This is a genomic window from Novosphingobium sp., from assembly GCF_031417815.1.
Classification (GTDB): Bacteria; Pseudomonadota; Alphaproteobacteria; order Sphingomonadales; family Sphingomonadaceae; genus Novosphingobium.
Map to the genome: position 1 here is coordinate 62,080 of NZ_JANOWI010000043.1, position 22,767 is coordinate 84,846.

Below are 22,767 nucleotides of genomic sequence, written 5' to 3' on the forward strand. Positions count from 1 at the left end.
GATTTGCGCAAGCGCCGTTGCCCGCTTTGCACTTGCAAGGGCTGCGAAAGCTGCGCAATGGACCTCCCAAGATGAGCGCCAAAGTGATCCCTCTCAAGCCGCGCAGCAGCGAACCTTCGCTGGCTCCGATCATGGCGCTGACAGCGCAGGGCATGAACGCGGTCAACCAGGTGATCCTGGAACGCATGCAAAGCGAAATCCCGCTGATCCCGGCGCTGGCCGGGCACCTGATCGCGGGCGGCGGCAAGCGGATGCGCCCGATGCTGACGCTCGCCGGGGCGGCGCTGCTCGATTACCAGGGCACGCGCCACCACAAGCTCGCGGCTGCGGTCGAATTCATCCACACCGCCACCTTGCTTCACGACGATGTGGTCGATGGCAGCGAGATGCGCCGGGGCAAGGCGGCCGCCAACCTGATCTTCGGCAATCCTGCCACAGTGCTGGTCGGTGATTTCCTGTTCACCCGCAGCTTTGAGCTGATGGTTGAGGACGGCTCGTTGAAGGTGCTCAAGATTCTCTCGGGCGCGAGTTCGGTGATCAGCGAGGGTGAGGTCGATCAGCTGACCGCGCAACGCCAGATCGAAACCAGCGAGGAGCGTTACCTCGGGATCATCGGCGCCAAGACTGCCGCGTTGTTTGCCGCCGCCACCCGCATCTCTGCAGTCGTCGCCGAAAAGAGCGAGGCCGAGGAGCGCGCGCTCGAAGACTATGGCCGCAACCTGGGCATCGCCTTCCAGCTAGTCGACGATGCGATGGATTACGATTCAGATGGCCTCGAAATGGGCAAGGCCAGGGGCGACGATTTCCGTGAGGGCAAGATGACTCTGCCGGTGATCCTGGCCTATGCCCGCGGCAGCGCGGAAGAACGAAGTTTCTGGCAGGACGCGATCCTGGGACACCGTACTTCGGGCGATGATCTGGCCCACGCCGTTCGCCTGATCGAGCGTCACGACGCGCTTGGTGCCACCCGCGACCGTGCGCGCCACTACGCCAGCCGGGCGATCGATGCGATCGCCGGCTTCCCTGCCAACGAGGCGCGGGCGGCGATGGCCGAAGCGGCGGAATTTGCCGTGGCGCGGCGGTTCTAGATTTCCGCGCTTTCGCCCGATTGCGCGATCATCAGCTTTTCCTTCAAAACCGTGCGCGACGTGGCGATAACGTGATCGACGCCTTCGATGGTGATGGCCAGGGTTCCTTGCTCGGTCGTCTGGATGAAGCCCTTTTCGCGCAGATACCACAAGTGGAAATCGAACAGCTCATCCGAGCAGCCCAGCATTTCGTGGACGGTAAACTGGCCAACCCCGGCATCCCGCGCCGCATCGCGCCGCTTTTTGTAAAGATAATGCAAAACTTTGGCGTGCGCTTCGGCATCCGACATGGCGGCGCGTTCCTCACTCAGGCCGTCACCCGCTTCTGAAAAAAGAAAACCCGTGGTGCGGGCATAGACCAGATCGTATTCGGCGCGGCTGCCGGGATCCCTGAGGATCTTGTAGGCATCGATGACTTCGGTCAGCTTGGCGACATCGGCGGTCTCGGCATGGTCGGGGTGATACTTTTTGGCCAGCGCATGATAGGCAGTTTCAAGCGTGCGCGGGTCGCAGGTCGGGATCACCCGCAACATGGCATAGTAATCGACGAATTGTTCGCTTTCGGACATCTTCGGGAAAGCCCCCCTGATCATGGCGTTGCAGCCCAGCAGGCATGGCCCGCAACCGTTTTTGTAACAACCCCGAAATGCGACAAACATCGCACCGCACGGCTCGTCCATCGTCAGCCCCGGTTCGGCGATCCCCGCCTTTTTCGCGCGGTGAGCGGAGCCGCGGATTCACCTCTATTTAACCACGCAGGGCCGACCTTCCATGTGCTTGGGGGCCAACGTTCGACCCGGATTCGGGTCATTAGTACGAGGGCCGTAAAATGATCGAATACACCAACTCCCGCCCGCTGCGGATCATCGGACCCGACAGCGAAGTGTTGACCCGCGAAACCATGCCGCCGCCCGATACCACGCGCTGGGTTGCCAGCCGCAAGGCGCAAGTTGTGGCTGCGGTGGATAGCGGTCTGATGACGATTGACGAAGTCATGCATCGCTACAGCCTCAGCCTCGAGGAATTCTATTCCTGGCAGCACGCGATGGACCGTGCCGGGGTCAAAGGGCTGCGTGTGGCCTGGGCGCAGGAAGACCGCGCCGCGCGCCGGCGGGGCCGCGAACACGCGCAGCACCGCGCGCACGAGCTGGTCGCAGCCTGAGCAATCGGACAGCAAGGCGCTCCCCTCAGGCGGGGAGGGGAGCACCCTTGACCATGGGCAGGCAAACCGGCACGGTCGGTTGCATCGAGCAACCAGACTTACCGGGAGAAGCCAATCATGGATCGTCGCCGCCTTGGCAAAAGTTCAATCGTCGTGTCCGATATCTGCATGGGCACGATGACCTTCGGCAGCCAGACCGGCGAAGCCGAGGCGCTGCGCATCCTCGACAAGTGCTTCGATGAAGGCATTGATTTCTACGATACCGCCGAAGGATATCCGGTGCCGCCCGATGCCAAATGGGTTGGCCGCACCGAAGAGATCGTCGGCAAGTGGCTGAAGACCAAACCGCGCGAGGCGATCATCCTGGCCACCAAGGTTTCGGGCCCCAGCCATGTTTGGTTCCGCAGCCCGCTGCGTTCGGGCATGACCGCGCTTGATCGGCGCAACATCGTCACCGCGGTCGAGCAGAGCCTGACCAAGCTCGGCACCGATTACATCGATCTCTACCAGACCCACTGGCCCGATCACGAACTGCCCTATGACGAAACGATGGAGGCGCTCGACGAGCTGGTCCGTGACGGCAAGGTGCGGGTGCTGGGCTGTTCGAACGAGACCAGCTGGGGGCTGATGAAATCGATCGCGGTGGCCAAGGAACTTGGCACCGCGCGCTATCACACGATCCAGAACAATTTCAGCCTCAACAACCGCCGCTTCGAAGATGAACTGGCGCAGGTCTGCCGGATGGAAGGGGTCAGCCTGATCCCCTATTCGCCGATCGCCGGCGGGGTCCTGTCGGGCAAGTACAATGACGGCGCCCGGCCCGAAGGCGCGCGGTTCAGCCGCTATCTTGCCATGGAAGGGCGGCAGGCTGATATGGGCAAGCGTTTCGTCAACGATAAATCACTGGCCGCCACCGCCCGCTATGCCGAGATCGCGCGCGAGGCCGGGCTGGATCTGGTCGCCATGGTAGTGGCCTGGTCGAAGCAGCATGATTTTGTTGCCTCGACGATTGTCGGGGTCTCGAAGGAAGATCAGCTTGGTTCAATCTTTGCCGCCAAGGATCTGGTGCTGGGTGCGGACGTGATGAAGGCACTGCACAAGGTTTCGAAGGAAATCATGTACCCGATGGGCTGATTGCCCCTCCGTCAGCACTGCGTGCAGCCACCTCCCCATCGCGGGTCGATGGGGAGTATCAAGCGAACCTGGCGTAAACTCTCCCTATCGACCCGCGATGGGGAGGTGGCCGTTCCGCAGGAACTGACGGAGGGGCAACGCTGCCGAAGTCGGTGGTGGAGCGCAATTCGCTCCGCTAGAGGATCAGCGTGACCCAGCTTCCGATCCACGTCGTACTGCCCGATCTGCTCGCCGCCCTGAGCGCGCGCAACAGCGCCGTGCTGATCGCGCCGCCAGGCGCGGGGAAAACCACTGCGGTGGCGCCAGCCTTGCTGGAACAGCCGTGGTGCACCGGCAGCGTTATCGTGCTCAGCCCCCGCCGCGTTGCCGCGCGCGCTGCAGCCGAACGGATGGCGGAGCTGCTGGGTGAGCGCACCGGCGAAACCATCGGCTATGTCACCCGGCTCGATAGCAAGCGGTCTGCCCGCACCCGGGTTGTGGTGATGACCGAGGCGATCTTTGTTGCCACCATTCTTGGCGATCCAGAATTGGCGGGCGTATCGGCGGTGCTGTTTGACGAAGCGCACGAACGCCACCTCGACAGTGACCTGGGCCTGGCGCTGGCGATCGAAAGCCAGGCGGTGCTGCGCGAGGACTTGCGGCTGGTGGTGATGAGCGCGACCATTGACGGTACCCGCTTTGCTGGCCTCTTGGGCGATGCGTCGGTGATCGAAAGCGAAGGCAAAGCGCACCCGCTGACGATCCGGTGGCTTGGCGCGCGGCCGGAACTGAGGACCGAAGATGCGATGGCCTCGGCGGTGCTGACCGCCTGGCGCGACGAAGCGGGGGATGTGCTGGCCTTTCTGCCCGGCGTCGGTGAGATTGAACGCACCCGCGAACGGCTCGCTGAAAAATTGCCCGCTGCGTTGGTGTTGCCGCTGCACGGCCAGTGCGAACCAGCGGCGCAGCGTGCGGCGATCAAGCGCGATCCGGAAGGGCGGCGGCGGATCGTGCTGGCGACCGCGATTGCCGAAACGTCGCTGACGCTTGACGGCGTAGCGGTCGTCATCGATGCCGGGCTTTCGCGCCGGGCGGAGTATGACAAGGCGGCCGGCGTGACGCGGCTGGTGACCCACCGGGCGTCGCAGGCTGCGGCCGCGCAGCGCGCCGGCCGCGCCGCGCGGCAAGGCCCGGGGGTCGCCTACCGCTTGTGGGAAGAAGCCGCCCATGCCGGACGGGCAGCATTCGATCCGCCCGAAATGCTCACTTCTGATCTTGCGCCCCTGCTGCTCAGCCTGGCGCAGTGGGGTGCGGCAGAGCCTGCCAGATTGCCGTGGATCGATCTGCCGCCTGATGCAGCATTGGCTGCAGCAAGATCGACCTTGCAAGCGCTCGGTGCGCTCGATGGCGCGGGCCGGATCACCCACCATGGCCGCGCGATGGCGCGCCTGCCGATGGACCCGCCGCTGGCGCATATGTTGCTTTATGCTGCGCAGCATGGTGCAGCACAAAACGCAGCACGGCTGGCGTTGCTGCTGCAGGAACGCGGGCTGGGCGGGCGCGGCGAAGACCTCGCCCAACGGCTGGATCGGTGGAACGGCGATCGATCACCGCGTGCCGACGCTTCGCGCAAGCTCGCGGCGCGCTGGGCCGCGCTTGCCACAAGCCTGGTCACTGCTGCCGGCGCAGAAGCGCCGCCGCTGGGCGTGCTCCTGGCCGAAGCCTATCCCGGCAATGTTGCGCGCCGCCGCGATGGTTCGGGCGAACACTGGCTGACTGCTGGAGGGCGGGGGTTGCGGCTCGATCCCGCCAGCCCGCTGGCCCGCGCGGAATATCTGGCGGTGGGAGAGGCGCAGGGCGAGGCGAAGGGCGCCAGGATCACCGGCGCGATAACACTGACCGAAGGTGAGGTTACGGCCTGGCTCGCGCACCGGCTCGAACGGCGCAGCACCTTGCGCTGGATTGCCGATGAACGGCGGGTCGAGGCGCTGCTCGAAACCCGGCTTGGCGCAGTTACCCTTGCGCGCGGCAGCGATCCATCGCCCAGCCCTGATGCAATCCGCGCCTTCCTGATCGAGCGGATTCGCGCTGATGGGCTGTTGCTGGTGCCGCTGGGCAAATCCAGTATGAATTTGATCAAGCGCGCGCGCTATGCCGATATCGACGCGCTGTCCGAACAGGTCTTGCTGCACGACCTTGAACACTGGCTCGCACCGATGTTGGGCCGCAGGCTAGATCAGACCGATCCGCAAAAGCTGCATGAGGCGCTGCGGGCGAGGCTCGATTATGCTGCGCAGCAGACGCTGGAGCGGCTGGCTCCGGCGCAGTTCATTTCGCCGGTCGGCACCAGCCACGCGATCGATTACGACGATCCTGGTGGTCCCTCGGTCGAACTTCGGGTGCAGGCGCTATTCGGACTTGATGCGCACCCCGGTTTCGGTCGTCCGGCGCAGCCGCTGCTGCTCAAGCTGACGGACCCAGGCCACAAGCCGCTCCAGACCACCCGCGATCTGCCCGGGTTCTGGCGCGGATCGTGGAACGATGTGCAGCGCGACATGAAAGGTCGCTATCCCAAACACCGCTGGCCCGACCAGCCGTGGACCGAAGTACCCAGCCTGAAGACGAAGAACGCATTCAACCGAACATCCTGACGCGGACTAAGGGCAACGACGGCTTGATTTCCCGCGCAAAACGACGCACTGCGCAAGGCATGGCTGCACGCATCTATCAACGCCCGAAAAACGCCATGCAATCTGGCAAGGCTCGACTTGGCGAATGGATTCTCGATTTCGCGCCGGCCGAAGCGCGGCTGCCCGATCCGTTGATGGGTTGGTCCGGTTCGGGCGATACCCAGGCGCAGGTGCAGCTGACCTTTCCGAGCGCCGCGGCCGCGCAGGCCTATGCCGAAAAATACGGCATCGAAGCTGCGGTTCATGCCGTTCCGCCGCGCAAACTGAAGCTGCAGACCTACGCCGACAATTTCCGGTAAGGGTTCCTCCCCTTGAAGCCGGGGAATTGGAAGCGACGACCTTCAGTGCCTGGGTCGCGCAAGTAGGCACTGCGCGATCGCCGCTTCCCGGCCCGTCCGCAAGAGACCGGCCGCTTTCGATTGCCCCCAATTCGAGCAAGTCGAGCCCGCTGCCTAGAACGATTCGCAAAGCGCAGGCTTGCGCAAACGCGACAGCGCCGCCATATGCGCCGCCGGGAGTCGGTCGGACGTTTGCGCTCGCCAACTTGGTCAGGTCCGGAAGGAAGCAGCCACAACGGGTTGCGGCGGGTCGGTCGGCTCCTTTTCAGCGCAGTGCCGAACGAGGTCGCTCAATCGAGCTTGATCTTCCGGCGTTTCGCCTCGGCCACGATTTCGGCGTCGACCAGTTCCCACTGCTTCTGGGTGTTTAGGGCCAACGGCTTCATCCTGGCGAAGGCCCGGACCATGATCCTGCATTCCTCAGCTTCATCCTCCGCTTCGTCGAGCGCTTCCATTTCCTTGCCCACGGACGCCAGGATCTTCTGATTCTTCGCATCAAGATCGGTGTACTTCTTCGATGTAGTTACCCGTTGCAGCAGCGCGTTCTGTTCTGGCTCGGACAGACCCAGTTTGGCCAAACGGGCTGAAATATACTGCTGCCATTGTTCGTTGTAATCGTCATCCCCCGGACCCAACGGTCCATCCAGCTCCTCCCCGATTTTGGCGGCAGCATCTTCATCAAGACACATGGCCGTGGTGAGTGTGGGAATGGTCATCGGCTTGGGCTTGGTCACGCCAGGGCTGGCGGCGGCGGCGGCCAAAAACGCTAGAATGGTCAGCATGTGAACAACTCCCCCTGCCGTATGGCGCAATCTGACAGCAAACTTGGGCCAGAGCAATGCAGCGGAGAATAGTGCGCAAAACGCGCTGCCATATCGAGGAGTAAACATTAAGAAGGGTCGCGGACATTGTGCGTCCTGTCACTTTCGCAATCGGCCATCGCCAGCACCGGCATTTCAGCCGGGTTCGGCTTGGTCAGGCCGAAGCTGCTCGCAGCGGCAGCAACCATGGCAAGAACAGTGAGCATGGGATAAGTTTCCTTTCCCGGCATGACAGCCCCAACCGACATTGCCCGACAAGCGGACAATTCGTGTAGCCGCGCCCTGCGCCAATCGACTTTCGCCGCGCGGCAGCCTAACCTGCAAAGCGATGGACGATTCCCCCCACCTTACCGGCGACGAGCCCGAAGACGAAGCGCCCAGCGCCGCCGAACTGGAAGCGGCCGGGCAGGAATCGATGTTCGGCGCGCCGGAATCGGCCGCGCCGCCTGCGCCAACGCCCAGTGCTGCGTCCGCAGATATTCCGGCGCAGCCCTATCGCGTGCTAGCGCGCAAATATCGCCCGCAGACTTTTTCCGAGCTGCTGGGCCAGGATGCGATGGTGCAAACGCTGGCCAATGCGATCAAGCGCGAGCGGCTGGCGCATGCCTTCCTGATGACCGGGGTGCGCGGGGTGGGCAAGACCTCAACCGCGCGGCTGATCGCCAAGGCGCTCAACTGCATCGGGCCCGATGGGCAGGGCGGGCCGACGATCGATCCCTGCGGTGTGTGCGAACCCTGCGTCGCGATTGCTGAAGGCCGCCATATCGACGTGATCGAAATGGACGCCGCCAGCCACACCGGGGTGGACGACGTGCGCGAAATCATTGAGGCGGTGCGCTATGCTGCGGTTTCAGCGCGCTACAAGATCTACATCATCGATGAAGTCCACATGCTTAGCCGCAACGCTTTCAACGCGCTTCTGAAGACGCTGGAAGAGCCGCCACCGCATGTGAAATTCCTGTTTGCGACAACCGAGGCGGACAAGCTGCCGGTCACCGTGCTAAGCCGTTGCCAGCGGTTCGATCTGCGGCGCATTTCAGCCGAACTGCTCGCCGATCATTTCGGCCGGATCTGCAAAGCCGAGGGCGTTGCGGCCGAAGCGGAGGGGCTGGCGATGATCGCCGCCGCCGCCGAAGGATCGGCGCGCGATGGCCTCTCGATCCTCGACCAGGCGATTGCCCACGCCGATCTGGGCGGGGCCGGTACGGTCAGCGCCGCGCAGGTCCGTGACATGCTGGGGCTGGCGGACAAATCGGTGCAGCGCCACCTGTTTGCTGCGCTGCTGGGCGGTGATGGCAGCGCGCTACTCGATCTGGTCGATCACCAGTTCGCGCTGGGGGTGGAGCCGATCGCGCTGATGCGTTCGGCGATGGAACTGACTCACCGGATCACCGTCGCCCAGCTGGGCAAGGGCGGGGGCGATGGCATTTCGGCCGAAGAACGCGCGGCAATTGCCGAATGGGCCGGGGCGCTGACGCCGGGCCAGTTGCACCGCTTGTGGCAACTGCTGCTCAAGGGCCACGACGAAGTGCGCGCCGCACCCGATCCGCTGGTCGCCGCGAAGATGGCCTTGCTGCGGGTCCAGCATGCCGGCGATCTGCCCGATCCGGGCAAGCTGGTGAAGAAGCTGGAGGAACTGGCCGCGCGCGCGCCGGCTGCCGCCGTGCCGGATGAATCGCCCGCCGTAATACCCCAAGCGGCCGCGCCGATGTCTGCCGATTGGGCCGCGCTGGTCCACATGGTTGAGCAATCCGGACAGCTGCGGATATCGCAAATCATGCATGACTGGGTGCGCGTTGCGGACCTCCAGCACGGCGAGCTGACTTATGCGCTCGCCCCCGATTATCCCGGCGATCCCAGTGCAGAATTGCGCGATGCCTTGCTGCGCGCCACGGGTGAGCGCTGGCAGGTCAGCCGGATCGAAGGCGATGCCGCGCCGACCTTGCGCGAAGCCGCTGAAGCGGCCCGCGATGCTGCACGCGCTGCTGTGCTGGCCGATCCGATGGTCGAAGCCGCACTGACCGCGTTCCCCGGGGCTGAACTGCTCGATGAGGAAAAAGACCAACGCGTTGCCGGCGTGGGCAACAAATGGAGAAGCTGACGTGAAATCGATGGAAGAAATGATCCAGGCGGCGCAACAAGCGGCCGAGACCATTCAAAAGCAGATGGACGAAATGCAGGGCAAGCTCGACGGGATCGAGGTTGAAGGCGTTTCGGGTGGAGGACTGGTCAAGGTTCGCGCCTCGGCCAAGGGCCGGGTGATCGGCGTCTCGATCGATGACAGCCTGCTGCAGCCATCAGAAAAGGGCATCCTTGAAGACCTGATCGCCGCCGCCTTCAACGACGCGCGCAGCAAGGCGGATGCGGTTTCGGGAGAAGAAATGACCAGGATGCAAAGCAGCATGGGCCTGCCGCCGGGGTTCAAGCTGCCCGGGATGTGATTTTTTGATCCTCCCCATTTGGCTTCGCAAAATGGAGAGGATTCAACCGCTGTGCTTTATCGCGCCCGTTCGATCACCACACCGCCCTTGATTACCCCATCGACGCCTTCCAGCTCGCGGACATTGGCGAGCGGATCGCCGTCCACCGCAACGAAATCGGCATAACGCCCCACCGCGATCTGGCCGACGTCCTTTTCCCAGCCCAGCGCCATCGCGGCGTTGAGCGTGGCGGCGCGGATCGCGTCGAGCGGGGTCATGCCGTATTGCACCATCACCGCAAACTGGTGTGCGGCAAGGCCGTGCGGCATCACCCCGGCGTCAGTGCCGAAGATCATCCGCACACCGGCCCGGTAGGCCCTGCGGAAATTGTCGCGCTGCAACTGGCCAATCTCACGGTCCTTGCGCATGCTGTCTTCCAGCACGCCGTTCTTCTTGCCCTCAGCCTGGGTGTAATCGGTGTTGTAGATGTCCATCGCGAACCACACCGGCTGCTTGCGCTCGACCGCCAGCTTGATCCCTTCATCATCAACCAGGCTGGCGTGTTCGATGGTATCGATCCCGGCACGGATCGCGGCCTTGATTCCGCTTGCGCCGTGGGCATGGGCCGCAACGCGCAGCCCGGCCATGTGTGCTTCGTCTGCCACCGCTTCCAGTTCGGGCGCAGTCATCTGCTGCTGACCGGGCTCGTCATAGTGCGAGAAGACCCCGCCGGTGGCGCAGATCTTGATCACCCGCGCGCCGTATTTCTTCTGGCGGCGCACCTGATAGCGAAAGTCCACTGGCGAATCGGCGACCCCTTCGGCCTTGCGCTCTTTCTCCATGCTGGGGGGCAGCCCGGTAATGTCGCAGTGCCCGCCGGTGGTTCCCAGCGCATAACCCGCGCCAACGATCCGCGGGCCGATGATCCGCCCGCTATCGACCGCCTGCTGCAGCCCGATATCGTTGCGGTTGCCGCTGCCGACATTGCGGACCGTGGTGAACCCGGCATCGAGCATCGTCCGTCCGTTGGCCGCGGTCATCACCGAAAAGAAGCTGTCGGTATATTCAAGTCCGCGCCAGCCGCCGATGTCAGCCGGGCTATCAAGGTGGACGTGCATGTCGATCAGGCCGGGGAGCAGGGTCTTGCCGCTCATGTCGATATGTTTGACGTTTGCACCCCAGCGCACCGTGCGGGCATCGGCAATGCCGGTGATGCGGCCGTCTGCACCGATGAAGATCGCGGGGTATTCGATGTATTTGCCGCTGGCGACGTCAAGGTAGCGCGCTGCGGTGATGACCGTCTGCTTGGGGGCTTCGGCATCCTGCGATGCCACCGGCATGCTGAAGGCCAGCGCGCTGGCCAGTGCAGTGAATGTGAGTTTGCGCATCGGATCGAATTCCCTGTGTTGCGGTCCCGGGTGCGGGTTATCGTGCGACGATTGGCACTTGGCAACTGGCCACTTGCGCGCCCCGCAATCGGGTGCATAACCGGCGGCAAGAGCAGGCGGTCGCACGGTTTCTTCTTGGAGGACTATTCATGCGTATCGCGATTGCGTCCCTTGCCGCGCTGTTGATGGCTTCCAGCGCGATTACCCAGACCCCATCGGCTCAGCTGGACAAACCCCCGGCAGGTGCCCGCCACTTCGTGATCCAGTCAACCGCCGGCAAGCATGGCGATAGCTGGTCGTGGACCTTGCCCGATGGCACCCGCAAGGCGCGCGAAAGCTTCAACCTGCGCGGACAGGTGTGGGACGTTGACTATACCGGCAAGCCGGGGCGCGACGGGATGCCAGCCAAAGTGACGGTGCGCGGGGTGACGCCGCAGGGTGATGCCGCAGAATCCTTCAGCCTGACTGGCGGGATCGCCAACTGGCAAAGCCCGGTGGACAAGGGCGAAGCGCGCGATGCCAAAGGCAAGTTCTACCTGACCCTGGGCGGGCCGATGGATACCAGCGGCTGGGCGCTCGAACGTCTGCTCACCGCGCCGGGCCGCAAGATGGCGCTGCTGCCGGGCGGTGAGGCGCGGGCCGAACGGTTGGTGACGGTCGTGGTCGGCAAGGGCAAGACTGCCAAGCCGGTTACGCTGTGGCAGATCCTGGGGCTATCCAACACACCGGTTACGATGTGGGCCGATGCCAAGGGCAAGTTCTTCGGATCGACCGGGTTCCTGTCGTGGCTGCCCGATGCCTATGCCGGTGAAGGCGCGCGGCTTGACCAGATCCAGACCGCCGAATTGGCCAAGGCAGCACCGCGGCTTTACAAGCAGCTTGTCCAGAAACCGACCACGCCGGTGGCCTTCACCAACGTCAAACTCTACGATGCCGACAACAAGCGCTTCCTGACCGGCCAGACGGTGGTGGTATCGGGCAAGATCATCGCCGCAGTCGGTCCGGCCGGATCGACGCCGGTGCCTGCGGGCGCGAGGGTGTTCGACGGCACCGGCAAGACGCTGCTGCCCGGGCTGTGGGACAGCCACATGCACATTGCCGACGATTACACCGGGCCGCAGGAACTTTCGCTGGGCGTCACCTCGGTGCGCGATCCGGGTAACCGCGATTCGCGCACGCTGGACCGGCGCAAGCGGGTGGAAGCCGAGCAATTGCTGCTGCCGCACGTCTATGCCTCGATGCTGATCGACGGGAAGGGTCCCTTTACCGCCCAGATGGCCAGTGTTGCGACCACCCAGGACGAGGCGATCGCCCATGTCCGCCGGGCCAAGGCGCTGGGGTTCACCGGGGTCAAATTCTACGGCACTTTCGATTACCACTGGCTGCCCGCCGCGATTGCCGAGGCGCACAGGCTGGGGCTGCACGTTCATGGCCATATCCCCAATTCGATCCGGCCAAGCGTCGCGGTGGCCGATGGCTATGACGAAATCACGCATATCAACTGGATCGTGATGGAAGGCGTACCGGCCGAAGTGCTGCCTCTCGACAACGGCATCGCCCGGTTCGAGGCGCCCGGGCGTTATGCCAAAGACATGGACTTCAAGAGCCCGGAAATGACCGCGCTGATCAGCACGATGGCGGCCAAGGGGGTCTATTCGGATCCGACCATCGTTACGTTCGAAGGCCTCTATGTGCCGGAGAACGGAGATCTTTCAGCGGCCTATGCGCCGTTCATCGGCACTTTGCCGGTCGCGACCGAGCGCTTTATGCGTTCAGGCGGCTTTGCCGTGCCCGCCGGGCTGACCCGCGCAGACTACCGTGCCAGCTTTGCCAGGATGATCGCGCTGATCGGCCTGATGCATAAGGCCGGGGTGCCGATCGTTGCCGGTACCGACGGCTATGGGATCGAACTGATCCGCGAGCTCGAACTTTACCTGCAGGCCGGCATGACCCCGGGCGAGGCGCTGGCCACGGCGACGATCAATCCGGCGCGGCTTAACAAGGTGGACGGCAAGACCGGCTCGATCGTGGTCGGCAAGGTAGCCGATCTGGTGCTGGTTGAAGGCGATCCCGAAGCACGCATGGGCGATCTGCGCCAGACCCGCTGGGTGATGATGGACGGCAAGCTGATGAACGCCGACGATCTGCGCAGCGCCGCCGGCTATTCGGGGCGGCCGCTCTAGGTCTTGGGATGCTGTCCTGCGCGCTGCGGCAGCATCCAAACCAGCGCCACAATTAACCCGGTTAGCACTGCGCTGGCCAGCGGGCGGCTCATATCGAGACCGCCGCTGGCCAGCGGCTTGTCAAGAAAATCGCCCACCGTGGCGCCGAGCGGACGGGTGAGGATGAAGGCGGCCCAGAACAGCACTGCCTTGCTGATGCTGGTGCGGTAATGCAGCAACGCCACCAGCCCCAGCGCCGCGCCAAACAGCAATGCTGCGCCCAGGTAACCCGGCCCGGAATCCGCCACCCAATCGCCAAGCGCAGTGCCCAGCGTTTGCGAAAACGTGATTGTGGTCCAATAGAACGCCTCGGCCCTGGGTTCAGATACTGTGCCCACATCGATCGAGCCCAGCGTCCGGTTCCACAACCACAGGCAGCCCACCACGGCAATCAGCAGCAGCAGCGATCCGCCAGCATAGCCGATCCCCATCGAGCGGGTGGCGAAATCGGCCATGGTGGTGCCAGCGGTGGTCGAGGCGATGATCGTCAGCCAATAGAGCGCCGGATGAAACTGCCGCGCTCTGATCTGTGCCGCGACCAGCAAACCCAAGGGTACGATGAAGATCGCGGTTCCGATCAAATAGCCCCAGCCGGTTGCCGCGCTGGTGGTTTCGCCCAGCCAGGACATGCTCACCGCGTCCCCTGCGGTTTCGCCCAGGGTGGTGGCGAGGATCTTGATGATCCAGAAACCCAGCGTAACGGCAGGGACTTTGGCCAGGGTGATGCGGTGTTCCATTGGGCAAGGCTTCCTGCGTTGGCGGGCGTACGGAGTGGGCTGGGCGAAAGTCCGGGTCAACAGCCAATCCACAACGATAGGCTGAACGGCCATTGCACCGCGGGCAGGGCAGTCCCATATCCCGCCTCAAGGACGGGATTCACCCGTATGGCCTCGGGCGATGGGCCGATTGGATGGACATATGAAACAGTACCCCCTGCTTCCCTTGCGCGATATTGTCGTGTTCCCCGGTATGGTTGTGCCGCTGTTCGTCGGCCGCGAGAAAAGCGTGGCCGCGCTCGAAGCGGCGATGGCTTCTGAAAGCGATAAGGATATTTTCCTGCTCGCCCAGCTTGATCCCGGCTGTGACGATCCGGACGAGAACGATCTGTACGATATCGGTGTGGTTGCCACGGTGCTGCAGCTGCTCAAGCTGCCCGATGGCACTGTGCGCGTGCTGGTTGAAGCAAAGCACCGTGCCAGCCATGAAGCGCTGTGGCTGGAACAGGGTGTCGGCGGCGAAATGGTCGTGGTCAAAGTTGACGAAGTCGCGCCGGTCGGCGTGTCGGGCAGCGAAGTTTCGGCGATGATGCGCACGGTCGTCGATACGTTCGGCGAATATGCCAAGCTCAACAAGAAGCTGCCGCAAGATGCGGGTGACAACCTGGGTGATATCGTTGACGCCGACCTGCTGGCCGATAGCGTTGCCGCGCATATCCAGGCCAAGGTTGCCGACAAGCAGGCCTTGCTGAGCGAAGCCGACCCGCTCAAGCGGCTGGAAATGGTCCATTCCTTCATGGAGGGCGAGCTTGGCGTGCTCCAGGTGGAGCGCCGGATCCGCGGGCGCGTGAAGCGCCAGATGGAAAAGACCCAGCGCGAATATTACCTCAACGAGCAGTTGAAGGCGATCCAGAGCGAGCTGGGCGGCGGCGATGATGGCGAGGCTAACGAACTGCAGGAACTGCAGGACAAGATCGACAAACTCAAGCTGTCGAAAGAAGCCCGCGCCAAGGCCAATACCGAGCTCAAGAAGCTCAAGACCATGCAGCCGATGAGCGCGGAAGCCACCGTAATCCGCAACTACCTTGATGTGCTGCTGGGGCTGCCGTGGGGCAAGAAAAGCAAGCTCAAGAAGGATATCGCGGCGGCCCAGGCCGTCCTTGATGGCGATCACTATGCGCTCGACAAGGTCAAGGACCGGATCGTCGAATATCTGGCCGTGCAGGCCCGTACCAACCAGCTGAAGGGCCCGATCCTGTGCCTGGTCGGCCCGCCGGGGGTGGGCAAGACCTCGCTCGGCAAGTCGATTGCCAAGGCGACGGGCCGCGAATTCATTCGCCAGTCGCTGGGCGGCGTGCGTGACGAAGCCGAAATCCGCGGCCACCGCCGCACCTATATCGGTTCGCTGCCGGGCAAGGTTATTTCGAACCTAAAAAAGGCCGGTACCAGCAATCCGCTGTTCCTGCTCGACGAGATCGACAAGCTCGGCCAGGATTTTCGCGGCGATCCGGCTTCGGCGCTCTTGGAAGTGCTCGATCCCGAACAGAATTCGAAGTTCCAGGACCACTATCTTGAGCTGGATTACGATCTGTCGGACGTCATGTTCGTCTGCACCGCCAACAGCCTCAACCTGCCGCAGGCGCTGCTTGACCGGATGGAGATCATCCGGCTGGAAGGTTACACCGAGGACGAAAAGGTCGAGATTGCCGAGCGGCACCTGTTTGAAAAGCAGGTCAAGGCGCATGGCCTCAAGAAGGGCGAATTTGCGCTTACCACCGAGGGGCTGCGTGCGCTGATCCAGTACTACACCCGCGAAGCCGGGGTCCGCACGCTTGAGCGCGAGATCGCCAGGCTGGCCCGCAAGTCATTGCGCCAGATCCTCGAAGGCAAGACCAAATCGGTTACGATCACGCCTGAAAACCTCGGCGATTATGCCGGGGTGCGCAAGTTCAAGCACGGCATGGGCGAGGATGAGAACCAGGTCGGCGCGGTGACGGGCCTCGCCTGGACCTCGGTCGGCGGCGAACTGCTGACGATCGAGAGCGTGACCGTGCCCGGCAAGGGCGCGATCAAGACCACCGGCAAGCTTGGCGAAGTGATGACCGAATCGATTCAAGCGGCCTTCAGCTTCGTGAAAGCGCGCTCGCCGGCCTATGGAATCAAGCCCAGCCTGATCGCGCGCAAGGATATCCACATCCACTTGCCCGAAGGCGCGGTGCCCAAGGATGGCCCTTCGGCCGGCATCGGCATGGTCACTTCGATCGTCTCGACGCTGACCGGTATTGCAGCGCGCAAGGACGTAGCGATGACCGGCGAGGTCACTTTGCGTGGTCGGGTTCTGCCGATCGGCGGCCTCAAGGAGAAGCTGCTGGCGGCGCTGCGCGGCGGGATCACCACCGTGCTGATCCCCGAGGATAACCGCAAAGACCTCGTCGAAATTCCCCAAAACGTGCTCGAAGGGCTTGAAATTATACCAGTTTCACACGTTGATGAAGTGCTGGCCCGCGCCCTGGTTCATGCGCCAGAGGCGATCGAGTGGAGCGAGGAGGACGATCTGGCCAGCCAGCCGGGTGGTTCGGGCGCGTCACCTTCGACAACCGCACACTAACCGATCGGTTAAATTTGATGCTGCATTGCGGCATGGGCGTCGCTGCAGCGCGGTCTCTGCTCGGTTCGTCGAAAATGGCGGAAAATGGGGGATAATCTTTTGTCACATGCGCGCTTTGGCTTTGACAGGTTCCGCAAAAATCGCTCAATTCGCGGCCATGTTTGAAGTCGAATCAAAACGTTTCACACTTAACCAAGGTAGGGGGTTCCCAATATGAACAAAAATGACCTGATCGGCGCAGTTGCTGACGCCAGCGGCTTGACCAAGAGCGACGCCACCAAGGCCGTCGAAGGCGTGTTCGAAGCCATCACCGGCGCGCTGAAGAAGGGCGACGAAGTGCGCCTCGTCGGCTTCGGCACCTTCAACGTCGCCAAGCGCAAGGCCTCGACCGGCCGCAACCCGCGCACCGGCGAACCGATGCAGATCAAGGCATCGTCGCAGCCCAAGTTCAAGGCCGGCAAGGGCCTCAAGGACGCCGTCAACTAAGACGCGTTCCCCGGATTTCCGGTTTCAAGCGCCGCGCTTGTCCCTAGGGCAGGCGCGGCGTTTTGTGTTTGGGTCTGGTCCGAATATAATGGGTTGATGCTACTTATCCCAATCGTGATCGTATCCCTGGCTCAGGCAGGCGCTGCTGCTGTTGATCAGGCCGAACCGCCCGCAACGGTATTTGCTCCCGCGCCGCCAGCGCCGCCTCCGCCGCCGCCGCCTCCAACGCCGTATCCCCGCACGCCACCCAAGCCAAAAGGCGATCCAAGTGGTTGGGTTCGCAGTTCTGACTATCCCAAACAGCTGCGCAATGGCCAATCCGGCGTCACACAGTTCCGGTTGTTGATCAGCGACACGGGCAAACCGATTGCTTGCGACGTTATGAGTTCATCGGGCCACCCAGAACTTGACGCAAAGACATGCGAAGTTCTGATGAAGCGCGCGAAATTTGTCCCTGCACGAAGCGGATACAACCGACCGACAAATGGATCGTACACTGCGCGTGCAAAGTGGGTCGCACCTGCGCCAAAATAGGATTTAGCTGGGATTGTCGCTCAAGACGTCGAAGGAGCACCCTTCGCCACCGTCGGCTTGCTCGTAAAGCTGACCAGCTTCGAGAAGACCCACGACAACACCAGCGCGATCCCAACCGCCAGCGCAGCCACAGTTGCGCTGTTACTGCCGGCCAGTTCCTTGGTCCAGACCAGCACGGTCAAGTGCACGCAGTAGAGCGGCAGCGAATAGGTGCCGAGCCATTCGAACGGCGCCTTGAGCGCAGCGGGCGGCTGGCTCATCGCCACCACCCACATCATCAACGGCAGGAACAGCATCACGAAGGCCAGATCACCCGCCACCTTGCCCAGCGGCAGATAGGGCACTGCGGCGGTCCCCAGCACCGGCAGCGCCAGCGCCAGCCACCATGGCAGGCCCGGCGTGCGGAAGCCTTCGCGGTATTTGCGGCCGATCCACACCCCCAGAATATAAGCGAAGAACACGCGGGGCAGGGCGTACCACCAGGTCTTCCAGGTCGGCGCGTTGACCCCCATCGTGTCCGAGCCGTGGATCCGAACGGTGTAGATCAACCAGGCCCCCATGACCAAAGCCAATGCCAGCATCGCCCCGGTGCCCACGCGCTTGAGCGCCGCGCCGTGGAGGAAGTTGGCGAGCAATTCGTAGAACAGCGTCCACTGCGGGCCGTTGTAGCGATAAAACGGACCCACACCGGCCAGGCTGGGCAGCATCACCAGATCGAGCGCCAGCCACCACAGCAGGGTCAAAGGATCGGCCATCCCGATCACGAAGGCCCGCACCACCGCCACGCCGGCCCCCACCGCCACCAGCGGCCACAGCCGCTTGAACCGCGCCCAGGTGAATTCCACCGCGCCAATCCCGCTCAGCAGCTTCTTCTCGGTCGAAACCGCCAGCACGAAGCCGGAGAGGAGGAAGAACAGATCGACGAACAGGTAGCCGCGCTGGAACGGGCCGCCGATGCCATAGACGATATCGAGGTGGTAGAATACGATCATGAAGGCCGCGATGCCGCGCAGTCCGTCGAGCTGGAACATGCGCGGGCTATGCGCCGGGGCGGCTGCCGGTGTTGCCATGATGCTGGATTCCCTCCCTGTTTGGCCTGTTACAACAGCTTGGGGCGCGAAGATCAACCGCGTCCACTGGACGTTAAGGCAGACCGCCTATATATGCCTTCACGCATGAACCGGATCGTCCTTGCCATCCTCGCCCTGTTTGCAGGGCTCGCCGCGCAGGTTGCCCCTGCCGAGGCGCGGGTTTGCGGCAAGGTCGAGATCGGCGCGACACTGGGGAGCAAAACCTCGGCGCGGGTGGTGGCGGTTGCTGCCGCTGCGCCATTCCGCGCCGCGCCGCAGCCGCAGTTCATGGCACCGCGCCCTGCACCTGAAGCGCTGCCGCTGCCCGCATGGGCGGCGCCGACCGTCCGGCTGGGTGCCGACCGCGCGCGCGAATAGCGCCGACGCTTTTTCAAGCCTGTCCAGCAAGGCTGCGATGCCATTCATGGCGTCGTTGAACCATATTCTCACATCATTCTAATTACAGGAATTTCCCATGATCGGGGCATTTGCTAAGCGCATTTTCGGTTCGTCCAACGACCGCTACGTCAAGAAGATGGAAAAAGTTGTCCAGCAGATCAATGCGTTCGAACCCAGCATCGCGGCGCTGACCGATGAAGAGCTGCAGGCCCAGACCGACAAGTTCCGCCGCTTCCTGACCGAAGGGCGCAGCCTTGACGATATCTTGCCCGAAGCTTTCGCCACGGTGCGCGAAGCTTCGATCCGCACGCTTGGCATGCGTCATTTCGATGTCCAGATGATCGGCGGCATGGTGCTGCACCGCGGCGAAATCGCGGAGATGCGCACCGGCGAAGGCAAGACCCTGGTGGCGACGCTGGCCTGCTATCTCAATGCGCTGGAGGGCAAGGGTGTCCACGTTGTCACGGTCAACGATTACCTGGCCCGCCGCGACGCCGACTGGATGGGGCAGATCTACACGTTCCTTGGGCTGACGGTGGGCGTGATCGTGCCCAACCTCAGCGAGCCGGAACGCCGCGAGGCGTATTTTTCGGACATTACCTACGCCACCAACAACGAGCTGGGCTTCGATTACCTGCGCGACAACATGAAGCACGAGCGCGGCCAGATGGTGCACCGCCCGTTCAACTTCGCGGTCGTCGATGAAGTGGATTCGATCCTGATCGACGAAGCCCGCACCCCGCTGATCATCTCGGGCCCGACCGATGACAAGAGCGACTTGTACCTGTCGGTCGATGCGGTGGTGAAGCAGCTGGCCGAAGCCCATTATGAAAAGGACGAGAAGACCAAGAACATCACCCTGACCGAAGACGGGGTGGAATGGGCCGAACGTCAGTTTGAAGCGGCGGGGATGCTGACCGGATCGAACCTTTACGATGTCGAGAACACCCAGGTGGTTCACCACCTTGACCAGAGCCTCAAGGCCAATGTCATGTTCAAGCGCGACATCGATTACATCGTCAAGGATGAGAAGATCATTATCATCGATGAATTCACCGGCCGGATGATGGACGGGCGGCGCTGGTCGAACGGCCTGCACCAGGCGGTGGAAGCCAAGGAAGGCGTCCAGATCGAGCCTGAAAACCAGACGATGGCCTCGGTCACTTTCCAGAACTATTTCCGCATGTACCCCAAGATTTCCGGGATGACCGGCACCGCCGCCACCGAAGCGGCCGAATTCTTCGACATCTACAAGTTGAGCGTCGTCACCATCCCCACCAATGTGGCGGTGCTGCGGATCGACGAGGAAGACGAATTCTACAAGAACACTGCTGACAAGTTCCAGGCGATCGCCAAGCTGATCGCGGAGAAAAGCAAGATCGGCCAGCCGGTGCTGGTCGGCACGGTTTCGATCGAGAAGTCGGAACTGCTGTCGGACTACCTGACGCAGGAAGGGGTCAAGCACGCCGTGCTCAACGCCCGTTTCCACGAGATGGAAGCGCACATCGTCGCTCAGGCCGGGCGGATGGGCGCGGTGACCATCGCCACCAATATGGCCGGACGCGGCACCGACATCAAGCTCGGCGGCAACCTTGAATTCCGCATCGATGATGAGCTTAAGGATGAAGCGGACGAGAAGGTCCGTGAAAAGGCGATCGCCCAGATGAAGGCCGAAATCGACGCCGAAAGGGAGCGCGTGCTGGCCGCTGGCGGCCTCTGCGTGATCGGCACCGAACGGCACGAAAGCCGCCGTATCGATAACCAGCTGCGCGGCCGTTCGGGCCGTCAGGGGGATCCTGGCCTGTCGAAGTTCTACCTCTGCCTGGAAGACGATCTGCTGCGCATCTTCGGACCGGACACGCTGTTCAGCAAGATGATGAACGCCAACCTGGCTGACGGCGAGGCGATCGGTTCGCGCTGGCTGTCAAAAGCGATCGAGACCGCGCAGAAAAAGGTCGAGGCGCGCAATTACGACATCCGCAAGCAGGTGGTCGAATACGACGACGTGATGAACGATCAACGCAAGGTGATCTACGAACAGCGCGCCGACATCATGGATGCCGATACGCTCGACGATGTGGTCGAAGACATGCGCAACGATACCGTCAACGCGATTGTCGGCGATGCCTGCCCACCGGGATCCTATCCCGAACAGTGGAACATCGACGCGCTGCGCGGCCGGACCTTCGAGGTGCTGGGGATCGACGTGCCGGTGCAGGACTGGCTCAAGGAAGATGGCCTTGAACCGCAGGATATCGAGGAGCGGATCGCCGCGCTTTCAGACGAAAAGATGGCGGCAAAGATCGGCAGCGACGCCGAAATGTGGCGCCAGGTTGAAAAGCAGATCATGCTCGACCGGCTTGACCATCACTGGAAAGAGCATCTCGCCACGCTCGATGCGCTGCGCCAGGTGGTGTTCCTGCGCGCCTATGCGCAGAAAACCCCGATCAACGAATACAAGCAGGAAGCCTTCGGCCTGTTCGAACGGATGCTCGAAGCCATCCGTGAAGACGTGACGCGGATCCTGATGAACAGCGAGCTGCGCATGCCCGAAGCGGTGCAAATGCCCAATCTGCCCGATTTTCTGACCAGCCACATCGATCCCTTCACCGGGGAAAATGACGCCAGCACCCCGGGCGCACTGGCGATGATGAGCGCGCTGGGCGCGGCCGAAGCTTCGGCGGCGAGCGGCGTGCTGGCCAACCCGGGCGCGGGCGATCCCTATGCCGAGCTCGGCCTTTCGCGCAACGCACCGTGTCCGTGCGGTTCGGGCGAAAAGTACAAGCATTGCCACGGGGCGATGGTTTGAAAATCCCCCTCCCGCTTGCGGGAAGGGTTAGGGGTGGGTCAGTCACCTGCTTTGCTCAATCACCGGAGTGGCCCACCCCTGGCCCCTCCTGCAAGCGGGAGGGGAGACCAACGTGATCTGGCTGCCGATCGGATTCTTCGTCACCGCGCTGCTCTATGCCTCGGTCGGGTTCGGCGGCGGATCGACCTACAGTGCGCTGCTGAGCCTGGCGGGGTTCGATTACCGGCTGCTGCCGATCGTCAGCCTGTGCTGCAACGTGGCAGTGGTTACCGGAAGCTCGCTGCGGTTTGGCCGCGCCGGGGTGACGCCGTGGAAGCGCGCGCTGGTGCTGGCGGCGGTTGCCGCCCCGGCGGCTTTGCTGGGCGGGATGACGCCGATCAAGGAGGCCACCTTCTTGTTCTTGCTGGGTCTCAGTCTGGTCGGCGCAGGGCTGGCGCTGCTGTTGCCGCGAGCGGCCACCGCGAATGCGCCGCCAAGCGCCGCAGCACGGTTCATGCCGCTGGCCGCTGCGCCGCTGGGCTATCTGGCCGGGCTGACGGGTATTGGCGGTGGCATATTTCTCGCGCCGCTGCTGCATTTCACCCGCTGGGCCAGTGCCCGCGCGATTGCGGCGACGACCGCGCTGTTCATCCTGATCAATTCGCTGGCCGGGTTATACGGCCAGGCCATCAAGCACGGCGCGGGCGTGTTTGGCGAGGCTTTGACCGGTGCCTTGCCGTTGCTGATTGCAGTGGTGCTGGGCGGACAGATCGGCAGCCTGCTGGCGCTGCGGGTCTTGCCCGAACGGGTGCTGCGCTGGCTGACCGCCGCGCTGACCATCTGGGCCGGTACGCGGCTGCTCTGGCCGACCTGAAGCAAAAGCCCCGCCGGTGAGGGCGGGGCTTTGCATATGCCCGGGTGGGG

General features: G+C 63.1%; 20 protein-coding genes and 1 other RNA gene. 15 read left to right on the forward strand and 6 right to left on the reverse strand.

The genetic code is table 11. The features are described 5' to 3' along the window. Nucleotides 1-71 precede the first annotated feature (71 nt). Entirely contained in the window at nt 72-1,088 is a 1,017-nt protein-coding gene (locus tag RMN99_RS11225; protein WP_309623406.1) for a polyprenyl synthetase family protein, read from the forward strand. On the opposite strand, the gene RMN99_RS11230 is transcribed toward RMN99_RS11225, so the two are convergent. Continuing rightward, nucleotides 1,085-1,657, reverse strand: a complete 573-nt coding sequence (locus RMN99_RS11230) for a DnaJ domain-containing protein (RefSeq protein ID WP_309623407.1) — start codon at nt 1,655-1,657, stop codon at nt 1,085-1,087. The two genes, RMN99_RS11225 and RMN99_RS11230, sit on opposite strands and share 4 nt — an antisense overlap. A gap of 260 nt (nt 1,658-1,917) precedes the next feature. Between RMN99_RS11230 and RMN99_RS11235 the strand changes: the two genes are divergently transcribed. From RMN99_RS11235 to ffs, 5 genes are all read left to right on the forward strand, one after another. Continuing rightward, a complete protein-coding gene (locus tag RMN99_RS11235; RefSeq protein WP_309623408.1) occupies nt 1,918-2,250 on the forward strand; it encodes a DUF1153 domain-containing protein in 333 nt (110 codons plus the stop codon). Between the two features lie 117 nt (nt 2,251-2,367). Further along, nucleotides 2,368-3,384: an aldo/keto reductase gene (locus RMN99_RS11240; RefSeq protein ID WP_309623409.1), complete on the forward strand. Its 1,017-nt coding sequence runs from the start codon at nt 2,368-2,370 to the stop codon at nt 3,382-3,384. 188 nt (nt 3,385-3,572) lie between these two features. Further along, nucleotides 3,573-6,014 carry an ATP-dependent helicase HrpB gene (gene hrpB / locus RMN99_RS11245; RefSeq protein WP_309623410.1) on the forward strand — a complete coding sequence of 814 codons (2,442 nt, stop codon included), beginning with the start codon at nt 3,573-3,575 and terminating at the stop codon, nt 6,012-6,014. Nucleotides 6,015-6,073: 59 nt separating this feature from the next. Further along, entirely contained in the window at nt 6,074-6,352 is a 279-nt protein-coding gene (locus tag RMN99_RS11250) for an NADH dehydrogenase ubiquinone Fe-S protein 4 (protein ID WP_309623411.1), read from the forward strand. Nucleotides 6,353-6,564: 212 nt separating this feature from the next. Then, nucleotides 6,565-6,659, forward strand: an RNA gene (gene ffs / locus RMN99_RS11255) — signal recognition particle sRNA small type. 22 nt (nt 6,660-6,681) lie between these two features. Here ffs and RMN99_RS11260 read toward each other — a convergent pair. Beyond that, nucleotides 6,682-7,173 carry a hypothetical protein gene (locus RMN99_RS11260; RefSeq protein ID WP_309623412.1) on the reverse strand — a complete coding sequence of 164 codons (492 nt, stop codon included), beginning with the start codon at nt 7,171-7,173 and terminating at the stop codon, nt 6,682-6,684. A 107-nt stretch (nt 7,174-7,280) separates the two neighbouring features. Beyond that, on the reverse strand, nt 7,281-7,418 hold the full coding sequence (locus RMN99_RS11265; protein ID WP_309623413.1) for a hypothetical protein: 138 nt from the start codon (nt 7,416-7,418) through the stop codon (nt 7,281-7,283). 122 nt (nt 7,419-7,540) lie between these two features. On the opposite strand from RMN99_RS11265, the gene RMN99_RS11270 reads away from it, so the two are divergent. Beyond that, entirely contained in the window at nt 7,541-9,313 is a 1,773-nt protein-coding gene (locus RMN99_RS11270) for a DNA polymerase III subunit gamma/tau (RefSeq protein ID WP_309623414.1), read from the forward strand. A 1-nt stretch (nt 9,314) separates the two neighbouring features. Further along, entirely contained in the window at nt 9,315-9,653 is a 339-nt protein-coding gene (locus tag RMN99_RS11275) for a YbaB/EbfC family nucleoid-associated protein (RefSeq protein ID WP_309623415.1), read from the forward strand. 56 nt (nt 9,654-9,709) lie between these two features. Here the strand turns inward: RMN99_RS11275 and RMN99_RS11280 are convergent, their stop codons facing one another. Further along, nucleotides 9,710-11,020, reverse strand: coding sequence for an amidohydrolase family protein (locus RMN99_RS11280; RefSeq protein ID WP_309623416.1), 1,311 nt, complete (start codon nt 11,018-11,020; stop codon nt 9,710-9,712). 149 nt (nt 11,021-11,169) lie between these two features. Here RMN99_RS11280 and RMN99_RS11285 point away from each other — a divergent pair, with 149 nt between their 5' ends. Next, nucleotides 11,170-13,203, forward strand: coding sequence for an amidohydrolase family protein (locus RMN99_RS11285; RefSeq protein ID WP_309623417.1), 2,034 nt, complete (start codon nt 11,170-11,172; stop codon nt 13,201-13,203). On the opposite strand, the gene RMN99_RS11290 is transcribed toward RMN99_RS11285, so the two are convergent. Next, complete coding sequence (locus RMN99_RS11290) at nt 13,200-13,979, reverse strand: hypothetical protein (RefSeq protein WP_309623418.1); 780 nt, start codon at nt 13,977-13,979, stop codon at nt 13,200-13,202. The genes RMN99_RS11285 and RMN99_RS11290 overlap by 4 nt on opposite strands. A gap of 181 nt (nt 13,980-14,160) precedes the next feature. Here RMN99_RS11290 and lon point away from each other — a divergent pair, with 181 nt between their 5' ends. From lon to RMN99_RS14405, 3 genes are all read left to right on the forward strand, one after another. Continuing rightward, the gene (gene lon, locus RMN99_RS11295; RefSeq protein ID WP_309623419.1) at nt 14,161-16,566 is read left to right on the forward strand and encodes an endopeptidase La; all 2,406 of its coding nucleotides are present in this window, start codon (nt 14,161-14,163) and stop codon (nt 16,564-16,566) included. Between the two features lie 213 nt (nt 16,567-16,779). Then, the gene (locus RMN99_RS11300; protein WP_309623420.1) at nt 16,780-17,052 is read left to right on the forward strand and encodes an HU family DNA-binding protein; all 273 of its coding nucleotides are present in this window, start codon (nt 16,780-16,782) and stop codon (nt 17,050-17,052) included. Nucleotides 17,053-17,148: 96 nt separating this feature from the next. Further along, nucleotides 17,149-17,586 carry a TonB family protein gene (locus RMN99_RS14405; protein WP_409035253.1) on the forward strand — a complete coding sequence of 146 codons (438 nt, stop codon included), beginning with the start codon at nt 17,149-17,151 and terminating at the stop codon, nt 17,584-17,586. A 20-nt stretch (nt 17,587-17,606) separates the two neighbouring features. Here the strand turns inward: RMN99_RS14405 and RMN99_RS11305 are convergent, their stop codons facing one another. Further along, complete coding sequence (locus RMN99_RS11305) at nt 17,607-18,656, reverse strand: acyltransferase (protein ID WP_309623421.1); 1,050 nt, start codon at nt 18,654-18,656, stop codon at nt 17,607-17,609. A gap of 105 nt (nt 18,657-18,761) precedes the next feature. On the opposite strand from RMN99_RS11305, the gene RMN99_RS11310 reads away from it, so the two are divergent. The 3 genes from RMN99_RS11310 (at nt 18,762) to RMN99_RS11320 (ending at nt 22,717) form a co-directional block, all read left to right on the forward strand. After that, nucleotides 18,762-19,034 carry a hypothetical protein gene (locus tag RMN99_RS11310; protein WP_309623422.1) on the forward strand — a complete coding sequence of 91 codons (273 nt, stop codon included), beginning with the start codon at nt 18,762-18,764 and terminating at the stop codon, nt 19,032-19,034. 97 nt (nt 19,035-19,131) lie between these two features. After that, nucleotides 19,132-21,864 (forward strand): preprotein translocase subunit SecA, encoded by a 2,733-nt coding sequence (gene secA / locus RMN99_RS11315; protein WP_309623423.1) that lies wholly within the window; start codon nt 19,132-19,134, stop codon nt 21,862-21,864. A 112-nt stretch (nt 21,865-21,976) separates the two neighbouring features. Next, nucleotides 21,977-22,717, forward strand: coding sequence for a sulfite exporter TauE/SafE family protein (locus tag RMN99_RS11320; RefSeq protein WP_309623424.1), 741 nt, complete (start codon nt 21,977-21,979; stop codon nt 22,715-22,717). Nucleotides 22,718-22,767 lie beyond the last annotated feature (50 nt).